This window comes from Desulfonatronospira sp., from assembly GCA_003563255.1.
In the GTDB taxonomy this organism is placed as follows: Bacteria; Desulfobacterota; Desulfovibrionia; order Desulfovibrionales; family Desulfonatronovibrionaceae; genus Desulfonatronospira.
Map to the genome: position 1 here is coordinate 1 of PWSL01000325.1, position 9,789 is coordinate 9,789.

At 54.0% G+C, this 9,789-nt stretch carries 8 protein-coding genes; 2 read left to right on the forward strand and 6 right to left on the reverse strand.

Translation table 11 applies throughout. From position 1 onward, the window contains the following. From QZP87_RS09470 to QZP87_RS09480, 3 genes are all read right to left on the reverse strand, one after another. Window positions 1-253: hypothetical protein (locus QZP87_RS09470; RefSeq protein WP_291322676.1), on the reverse strand; the 253-nt coding region annotated here is incomplete at its 3' end. 30 nt (window positions 254-283) lie between these two features. Further along, a complete protein-coding gene (locus tag QZP87_RS09475) occupies window positions 284-2,332 on the reverse strand; it encodes a ribonuclease catalytic domain-containing protein (protein ID WP_291322677.1) in 2,049 nt (682 codons plus the stop codon). 11 nt (window positions 2,333-2,343) lie between these two features. Then, the gene (locus QZP87_RS09480) at window positions 2,344-3,618 is read right to left on the reverse strand and encodes an IMP cyclohydrolase (protein WP_291322678.1); all 1,275 of its coding nucleotides are present in this window, start codon (window positions 3,616-3,618) and stop codon (window positions 2,344-2,346) included. 152 nt (window positions 3,619-3,770) lie between these two features. Here QZP87_RS09480 and QZP87_RS09485 point away from each other — a divergent pair, with 152 nt between their 5' ends. Beyond that, complete coding sequence (locus QZP87_RS09485) at window positions 3,771-4,073, forward strand: hypothetical protein (RefSeq protein WP_291322679.1); 303 nt, start codon at window positions 3,771-3,773, stop codon at window positions 4,071-4,073. Here QZP87_RS09485 and QZP87_RS09490 read toward each other — a convergent pair. Continuing rightward, window positions 4,002-5,450, reverse strand: a complete 1,449-nt coding sequence (locus QZP87_RS09490; RefSeq protein ID WP_291322680.1) for a transglycosylase SLT domain-containing protein — start codon at window positions 5,448-5,450, stop codon at window positions 4,002-4,004. The two genes, QZP87_RS09485 and QZP87_RS09490, sit on opposite strands and share 72 nt — an antisense overlap. Window positions 5,451-5,691: 241 nt before the next feature. Here QZP87_RS09490 and QZP87_RS09495 point away from each other — a divergent pair, with 241 nt between their 5' ends. Beyond that, a complete protein-coding gene (locus QZP87_RS09495; protein ID WP_291322681.1) occupies window positions 5,692-7,212 on the forward strand; it encodes a hypothetical protein in 1,521 nt (506 codons plus the stop codon). Between the two features lie 409 nt (window positions 7,213-7,621). On the opposite strand, the gene QZP87_RS09500 is transcribed toward QZP87_RS09495, so the two are convergent. Both QZP87_RS09500 and hflK read right to left on the reverse strand, forming a co-directional pair. Next, window positions 7,622-8,755, reverse strand: a complete 1,134-nt coding sequence (locus QZP87_RS09500; RefSeq protein WP_291322682.1) for a protease modulator HflC — start codon at window positions 8,753-8,755, stop codon at window positions 7,622-7,624. A 37-nt stretch (window positions 8,756-8,792) separates the two neighbouring features. Continuing rightward, the coding region (gene hflK, locus QZP87_RS09505; protein WP_291322683.1) for an FtsH protease activity modulator HflK at window positions 8,793-9,789 on the reverse strand (997 nt) is incomplete at its 5' end.

Genomic DNA, 9,789 nt, shown 5'->3' on the forward strand with positions numbered 1-9,789 from the left:
AGGACACAAAGGAAGAAAGCACAAAGGGTTTTGGTTTTTCATTTGCCGGGAAGACGGCAAATGAAAAGGCAGCCTTTTTGAAAACCGTTGCCCGGTTTTCAAAAAATACCCTCCTTACTGTCTTAAACTTAGTGAACTTTGTGTCTTTGTGGTTCAATATTCTTCTTTGGGTTGCAGGCAAAGCCCGCCTTAGTGTTAAAACGACTCTTTTTTGGGGACAAGCGGGTCCCGGAAGAGCCAGTTCCCGTGCCATATGCAAAGCGCTGAACAGATACGAAAAAACCTACTCCTCCCAGGCCTCCAGGACATGGATTTCGTTGTTCAGGGGATCGATTTTGCCCAGGCGCAGTCTGAAGGCCTGACCTATCATGGCCTTTTCACCGAAGATTTCCGGTGGGGCCCGCAAAAGAACCTGTTCCCGGGGCAGGGACAAAACCACCGGACCGCTGTTGTCCACCACAATTCCGGTCCAGGTGTTGCTCCTGGCCTGTTGCTTGAAGTATACCAGCTTCCAGTATCTGGGGCGGAATTTTTGAATCCGGCTCACCTGCCCCATGCGGGTGTTCATCATGGGCAGCATATTTTCCAGCCCGGCCCTGTCCATGCAGCTCCCTCCCCTGAGGGCTGCTGCGATCTGGGCCTGGTTTACCAGGTCAACGTAGCGCCGCAGGGGGGAGGTGACCGAGGCGTAGGCCTCTGCTCCGATGGACCTGTGGGGACGAGGCTGAGTCTCGGTAAGGGTGGGCCCCATGGAGCGGATAATGCGGTAAATCTCTTCCGGTTTCCGCCAGACCCCGCTGTAGTCCCTGGGCAGTACAATGTCCTGGGTACGGTAGAATACAGGTATGTCCTTCTCCCGGGCCCAGTTTGCCAGAATGGTATTGCACAGAAGCATAAGTTCTGAGACAATGAGGTGTGCCCCGGGGTTGCTTATGCCGGGCATAAGGTTGACCAGGACCTGTTGCGGGGTCCTTTCGAGCTTGATGCTGGGTTCGCTTTGCTCGATGATTACCGCTCCCTGCTCCAGCCTTTTCCGGCGCAGGGTTCTGGCCAGCCTAAGGGCGGAACCCAGGTTGGAAGCCGCATCTAGAGCAAGCTCATCCTCCACATCGGCATAAGTACGATTGGCCTGCACCACAACCCAGTCCAGACGGGGCTCAAACCGGTAAACCCTTCCCTGGAAATCCAGCTCCAGGTCCAGCACCATTGCCGGACGGACCTGTTCCTGGTTCAGACTGAACATCTCTTCAGCCAGCACCCGGGGCAGCATGTCGCTTTTTCCTTCAGGCAGGTATAGACTGGAAAACCTGTGGGCCACAGCCTTGTCCAGTTCTGAACCAAAATCCCAGAAAAGTCCCGGCCCGGCCAGGGCCAGGGTCAGGGAGAATCCGTCGGCATGCTCCCGGATATGAAAAGCATCATCAATATCCCTGGTGGAGGCGGAGTCGATGCTGATAAGCCCGGCGGTGGCCGGCCGGCCGGCATCTCGTTCCAGCTGTTGCGACAGGTCCCGGATTTCATGCGCATAAGGTTCGGACCAGGAATCCTCCCAGGCATAATCAGCCTGATCCAGCAGAAAGTTGTAATGTTCGGGATATATCCCCCAGGCCCTGGCCAGCAGGAAGGGCAGCTGGGGATCCTGGGGAAGTCCTGCTGAAAGCTTGCTCCACAGATCCTGGGTCTGGTTGTCCTCGGGGTACTTGATGCGGCGTTCCAGGATAGCTCGAAGCCGGGCCGCCACCTGGGGATCCTGCGGCTCTGCCGGGACCTCGGAGCGGTTCAGGGAGGTATGCAGCTCTTTAAAAAAATCCTTGCCAATACTTACCAGCCGCTCCCTTTCCCGAGTTATGCGCTCCTCCTCAATCTTTTTCTGAGCCGTTTCCTGGGAATAAACCTCAAAATCCGGGGGGGAAAACTTGAAATACGTTCTGGCCTGCAGCATGGCCCTGCCCAGGGCCGCCACCCGGTCCGCATCGGGCTGGTCCCAGACCAGCCCTGCGAACCAGAAGATGGAGGCCTGGACTATCTCTCCCTGGGCCATGGACCATACATCCATTATGTCCAGTTCATCCTGGATGTTTCTGCGGGCCTGGTGGTGCTCCTGGAGAAGCTGCAAAGTCTCCTGCCTGGAGAGTTCCGGTGAATAAACCGGCCCCTTCCAGGGCATGATCCTGGATGCGGGAAGCTTGACTTCACGCTGGTTGATATTGAGTACCCGGGCCCTGGAGGACTGTACCTCCTGCACAAGAGATACAAGGGGCTGGTTGTTCTGCAGGTACTCCACTATCTGCCCGGGACGCAGTTCTGAACTGTGAAGCTTGAGTTCGCTCAAGAGCCTTGCCTTTAATGCTTGAAAGACCGCTGGCCTGTAAATACCATGGCCGCCTGGGGCTTGGCCTCGTTCAGGGCCTGGATGACTTCGTTGTCCCGCATGGAACCTCCGGGCTGTGCAATGGCGGTAATGCCCTGTTCCAGGGCCAGGTCCACCCCGTCTCTGAAAGGAAAGAACCCGTCTGAAACCATAACAGCACCCGGAAGGTCCGCGCGGTCCTTCTTGGCCTGCTCCTGCACAGAATCCAGCAGTTTTTCGGCCTCTGGATCCTTCTTGGCCTGCTCCCTGGCCTGGTAAATCGACTGACCGGTCTGTTTAAAAATCTGCATGTCCATATACTTGGTATATGCCTTGTGGATAGTCAAATCCACACAGCCAACCCGGTCCTGCTCCCCTGTGCCAATGGACAGTGTTCGGCCGTCCCGGGCAAACAGTACTGAATTGGAGGTCACCCCGGCCTCCACAGCCCAGGCGAACAGCAGGTCTTCGGTTTCGCGCTCATCAGGATGCCTGGAGCTGACCATCAGGTCTCCGCTTTTGGCCTGGGCCGGTATGAAATCCTTTGCTTCGCGCATGCGGCTGGTAAAGGAAAACTGGACTATGACTCCGCCGTCCTGCAGGGACTTGATATCCAGAAAAGGATAGTCAGCAAAATCCTGCAGCCTGCCAAGCCCGGACATCTTGATGATGCGCAGGTTCTTGCGGGTCTTGAGTTTGTCCAGGGCCCCGGGTTCGAATTCAGGAGCCGCCACCACCTCCAGGTAGTTGTCCGCCAGAAATTCCGCTCCGGCCATATCTATAGGCCTGTTCAGGACCACCGCCCCTCCAAAGGCTGCAATGCGGTCCGAATAGTAGGCCTTCTGCAGCACATCCAGAACGCCGTCATTGGACCAGGCCGCACCGCAGGGATTGTTGTGCTTAAGAATCACGGCCGCTGGCTTTTTGTGCAGGTACTGCAGGATATTGATGCCGTTGTCCACATCAGTGAGATTGATCTTGCCGGGATGCTTGCCGGCCTGCAGCATGTCCTCTTCGGAAATGGCGGAAACAAGGCCCTGCCCGGCGCCCTTGAACCTGACCCCGCCAAGCTCCAGGCCGCCTTCAACAGGTTCGTACATGGCCGCTGCCTGATCCGGGTTCTCACCGTAGCGCAGGCCCTTCTCCCGGTCCTGTACCACCCAGGTCCGTTTGCGCATCTTGATTTCCTGGTTCCCAAGCTTTATGCTCATTTCTCTGGGAAAAGGATCTTCTTTAATGTCCTTATACATCTTTCTCAAATCCTGCATGTTTTCCATCCTCCTAAAATATACTTTTTCGGGGTTGCTCAAGGGAGTTTTTTTTCTTAACACAGGCCTGATGCAGGAGCAAACTTTTTCAGGCCTGCAAGCTGGACGGAAGTAAATTCAATATTCAGAGATACAAAAGGATGACACACAACATGGACAAGGTTCTCAAAAAACTGGCCGATGAACTCAACAGCCTTGATGAAGCCTCACTCATCAGTCTGTGGGACAAGTATTACGAACGGGTGCAAAATTTTACCCCCAGCCGGGAATGGGAGGAGGATATATTAATCCTTTCCATGATCCAGTCGGTCCGGTGGAAGAACCAGCTTTTCAACAAGTGTCTGAGCAGTCAGCCCCTGGCTAAAAGCGGCGGGAAAAAAAACTCACTCAGGCCAGTTCGAAGGAATAAAGTCAAGAAATCGGCCAAGGTCCTCAGATTCAAACCTCGAGAGTAAGATCTTGCCGTACAGCAGGTAGTAGTAATAACGCACATTGTCCACGAAATTCACTGCCTCCTGTCCTCTGGCATAACCCCTGGGCAAAGTTTTATAATATTTTTCATAACTTAGAAGGGGGTAGGATTTCTTGAGCCAGGTCCAGGAGTCAGGATTGTAACCTTTACGTTCAGCCAGAGTCCTGGCATCGTAGACATGGCCCAGGCCCTGGTTGTAGGCTGCCAGTACCATGAACCACTTGTCCCAGGATGTAATGTCGATTCTGTCCATACGCTCCCCCAGCATCTGCAGGTATCTGGCCCCGCCCATGATACTCTCATGAGGATCCAGGCGATCCTCAATCCCCAGGAATTCCGCAGTTTGAGAGGTGATCTGCAGAAGCCCCCTCACCCCGGTACGGCTGGTGGCCACGGGATCGAAATGAGACTCCTGGTAAATAAGGGCAACCAGCAGCAAGGGATCCAGGTCGTACCTCCGGGAAGCTTCCAGAATTGTGTCGATATATTTTGGCAGCTCTTTTTTGAGAGCCTGCTCAAAATGCCTGAGTGCATAAGGATCCTGGCTCTCGGGATAAAAGCCCAGATATTTATCCAGTAATTCCTCCAGCAGTCCGGAGTGCTGTATATCCATCCAGAACTGCTTAAGTTTTTTATCCAGGTTTATGTAATATCTGTTCCAGATCCAGTTGAGTGCATAATCCTTGTCAAAAGAACCGCTGTTGCGCACCTCTGGGAATAATCCCTTAAAGAATTTATAGTTTATTTCGTCCTTGATGCCGAACCGGAATTTGCGATCCGTCATGGCCTCAAAAAACTCTATGCCCGGAGCGGTTCTTTTATCGGGCTTTATGACGCATTCAAGTTCCACCCGCAGGTATTCCAGGATGTCTTCAAAAACCCGACCGTCAGGGACAACCACATCGGTGAGGCATAGATCTTCCAGGCTGTCGAGAGGATGACGCCACCGATTGTGCAGGATGAGAAATCCGCCCTCCAGGTACTCTGGACCCCTGGCCAGCTGTCTGCTGTCGGGAACCTGAATGCCGGGGGAAGGCAGGAATAAATGTATTTCATTATTTTCAAGGCCTTCTATTCCCTGGGAGCAACAGTTCAACTCTACCCATACCGGGGTCAGGTTGTTTCTGCGGCAGAATTCTACAACCAGTTCCTTTTCCAGACCCGGACCATACGGGCTGATTTTCGATTCGACCCTTTCCGAGACTATGTAGCCGACCTTGAAGACCTTATCAGGCCAGTGACGAGCCTCCATCCGCTGCTGGTAAACATACCAGGACACCAGCACCACTTGAATCAGGATCAGAATAATAATGGCTGCCTGTTCTCCTGGACCGGCATAACTTCGATAGTGGTCTGTCATATCTTGATTATCTCCAGTAAGCGTGGCTGAACCGGGCGAAGTTTTGAGCTTTTAACTTTCAAGTAACTACCACTACAGGAATCCACATACCATCCCGGGACATGGCTCATGGTATGATTATTGAAAAAGCTATCCCAAAAATAATGTGTACACTCAGGAAATCAGCAACTGTAATCTTATAATCCAGCACCATGCTGCGTGGAGAAGGCATTCCAGGCACATACCTCAAAAGGATACCGGCATGATTATCAATCACCCTGATTATGGCATGAATGCACTTCAGGAAAGACTCAGTGAAAAGGCCCAGGCTCCTGCCGAAAACATTCAGGACAGGCTGTTTGATCTGATAATGAACAAAAAACTGGCAACAGCTCCCCCCTCTACTGTGCCCACCGTATCAATCCCCCGTTCTGCAGGGATATTGCTGGATGGCGCGATAAGCCATGCCGGGGGTGATGTGTCGAACAGCGCCCGGACTTTCTCGAGCGGCAACCGGGCAGAAGCCGGGGAAGGCAGATCAGGTGAGCAGCAATCCCAGGGACATACCCTGCGCCGGAAAATTGACTTTCAGGCCACCCATCCGGAGCATGATGTCACTGAATCCGGTCGGCAAATGCCTGGCCAGATCCGGGACACCCTGCCGGGTCTGGCATCACGTATTGTGAATACCATGGAAGTCTCGGGCTCCAGAGTGCCGCAACAACCCGTAATTTCGGCCTTTATAGACTCCATGCGCTCCACTGCTCAGCCTGATATATCCTCCAGTAAGAATAAAGATACCGGGGCTGAAAAAATTACTGCTGCCGAAACGCCTGATGTCACTACAGCCGGGCTCAATCAGCCCAGGCATGTCAAGGTCTCTGAACTGACGCTGGACAAACTCCCGGAAACTAAAGGCCAGGGGACCGGGGTGCTGCAGGCGGACCTTGAACGGCCTGCTTCCACAGAACCGGTCCAGGTGACTTCGACTGCTCTTGGGTCCGGCACTGATAAAGATCCGCCAAATATTCACCCGGGTGAACTAAACCCAGGCGCGGTGCAAAAAGAGCGCGTGGCCAAAGCTTACCAGGGGCATGCCGCATACAGGCCGTATGAAAATATATCCACACCCGGTGAAACCAGGCAGGAAAAACAGCGGCCCGGCAGGCTGGCAGCCAGGTTTGAGTCAGCCAACAGGTCCGATGCCATTGGTTACGATCACCGAGGCGGCACCTGTTACGGCATTTACCAGCTCTCCTCCAACATGGGCACCATGGGGGAATTTCTTGAATTCCTGGAAGCCCGGGCACCTGAACTGGCCAGGCGGCTCAAGGAGGCCGGGCCCTTGAACGCATGCGGCAGAACAGGCGAAGTGCCCAGGGAATGGCAAAAAATTGACAGGGAGCATCCGGCACTATTCCCGGAACTGCAGCACGAGTTCATTCATGAAACTTTTTTCATGCCTGCTGCCAGAGGGGTAGAGTCCCGCACCGGCTTGAACATGGAGCAGGCGTCTCCGGCCCTGAGGGAGGTTTTATGGAGTACCGCGGTGCAGCACGGTGTGCACGGGTCCATGAACATTTTTGAGAGGGCGGCCGAAAAGGTGGATTTCAAAAACGTTGATACCCCTGACCGGGACATGATTCAGGCGGTTTACCATGAAAGGAGCAGAAGATTCACCAGTTCCAGCGAAGCTGTACAGTCAGCGGTTCAAAACAGGTTCAAGGTGGAGATGCAGATGGCCCTGGCCATGCTTCCGGGGGCTATGGATGCCCAGGCCTGATGGCTGGTTCGGGCCTGAAGCTCTACCTTGAATCCGTGAAAACATGGACATCAGTCAAAAAAAAGAAAAGCATACAGTCAGTCGCACTACAGCGACACTTTGTGTTAATTTTTGCCTCGGCCACCGGGGACTGGCACCCCGCACTTATTTTTAAAATCCGTCAGTCTTCTGTAAGCAAAATAAGTGCGGTGAGCCAGTCCCCTTCGAGAGTCCCCTTCGAGTGTATCTGTTTAGCGCTTTGGATGTGGCATGGGGACTGGCTCTTCCGGGACCCACTTGTCCCAGAAAATGAGTCATTTTGAGCACAAATTGATGCTCAAGTGGGTTCCGGAGTGCCTGTCCCCTGCTTTCCTAAAAAGCGCTAAACAGATACCTTCGAGTTAAAAATAAAGTGTCGCAGTAGTGGTAGTTACTCCATCTCAACCTCAAAGGGCATACCCGGTCCGCCCAGGTAGTCAAACAGTTCGGAATCAGTGCTCAGCACCATGGTGGTACCGCTTGGAAGCATGATACGCTGATACGTGCTGAGGGATTTGAGGAATCGAAAAAATTCTTCATCCGCCAAGTATCCCAGGTAGGTTGCAGGGCGCCCTTCAAACTCCAGGTGCAACTCCCCGGACCTGGAGACCGCGGTGAGGTGTCCGTTTTCCAGGCTGCCTTCCAGGCTGCCGTGTAAGACGCTGTCCTCTCTTTCTACCTGCGCCTGCAATGTTACCTGGTCCACCTTGGGAAAAGCCACTGTAATGCGCCCGGCGGTGTCGCTCATACCGATATCCCTGCCGTTAAGGGTTACGAAGGCACCGGAGACCGGCAGTCCCTCTTCGTCTTTCAGTAACAGGATATCCTCGGTAAACCCCTCAGCAAATGTTTCAGTGGCCAGTGCTTCACCTTCTCCCAGGATTCTCTGCCTGTCTGCATCAGCCTGGGCCCTGACCTCCATGGCTATTTCCTCGCCCTCGGCCCGGTGCCTGGCCGCGATCCTCTCTCTTTCGGCCTCCATACGGGCAAAGACGTTGTCTTCAACTTCGGGCGGAAAATCAACCCGCTTCATCCGGACGTCGTTAACCATAATCCCGAAATCATCTATACGCTCCCTGGCCCGCTCGCTGACCAGGGTCATGAGGGCTTCGCGCTCCTCGGCGATGATATTTAAAATGGATTCGTTACTGACAACGTCTCTTAGTTCTGCAACCACCACATTCTGGATCCGGCCCTGGGCCTCCTGGACATTGCGCACCGTCATGTAGAAAAGAAGAGGGTCTTTTACGTGCCAGCGGGTAATATGGTCGATGAGCAGTCTTTCCATATCCACAGTCAAAAACTCGTCAGCACCGACGTCGCTGGTCTGTACTCTTCTGTCAATAAGGATTGCAGACTGGATCAGGGGGATCTTGAAGTGAAGCCCCGGTTCTTTGATAGTGCGCTTGTGCTCGCCAAGCTGCAGGACAAGTGCATATTCCCTTTCGTCCACAGTGAATATGGACAGGAAAAAAACGATGACGCCCAGGATAAGCGCCACCGGCAAGTATGCTGCAATTTTCATTTATTCCTCCGAAATATATCGCCTTTGACAGCCATGGCTACCTTCCCGCCTCAATGGTCTCAAAACGCATGCCTCCCCCGTCTGGAAAAAGCATCACTCTTTCTGCGGCATCCTTGTCCAGAATAATCTTGTTCACTCCGGGAAGGATATCTCCGATGGTCTCCAGGTAGAGCCTCTGCCGCGTGACTCCCTTGGCTTTGCGGTATTCCACCAGGAGCTGTCCGAATCTCTTGACTTCACCCTGGGCCTCCAGGATCCTCTGGGCCCTTTCGCCCCTGGCCCTGGGTATGATATCTTCCCTGTACTCCTCGGCCCTGTGGATAAGCCTTTCCTTGTCCTCCATGGCCCGGACCACGTCATGAAATGCTTGGCGCACTTCCTGGGGGGCATCCCCCCGCTCGGTCCTGACGTTTACCACTCGAAGACCGGAATTGTAGTCGTCCAGCAGCTCCTGCAGCAGATCCTGGGTATTGTTGGCTATCCGGCTGAGCCCCTCGGCCACAATGGCCCGGTCTATCTCCAGGGTGCCCACGGCACTTCGAAGGGCGCTTTCCGTGGTGGTTTTGATAACTTCCTCGGGATTTTCAATCTCGAAAAGGTATTGGGCAGGATTCTGGACCTGGTAGTGGACTATTATCTCGAAATGGACAATGTTTTTGTCTTTGGTAAGCATCAATGCTTCATCCCGGTTGACCCGCTTTCTGCCTTCAACCCGGGTGAACCCGATTTCAAAGCTTCTGATCTGCTGGGTGTCCACCTTGGTGGCCTGGCCCACGGGCCTGGGCCAGTGCCACTTGAGACCAGCGCCCATTTCGGTAACTTCCACCACGGCCCCGAAACGCTGTACCACTCCCACCTGGCCCGGTTCCACCCGGAAAAAACCGGTGGCAAGCCAGCCAACCACAATAATCAACAGCAAAAGCAAGATAAGCCTGCTGTCGCCCCACTTGTTCAAAGCTTCCTTGATCTTGGTGAAGTCCGGAGGTGTAGGGCCTCCGCCACCGGATCCCGGCTCCCAGCCGGACTTTCTCTGC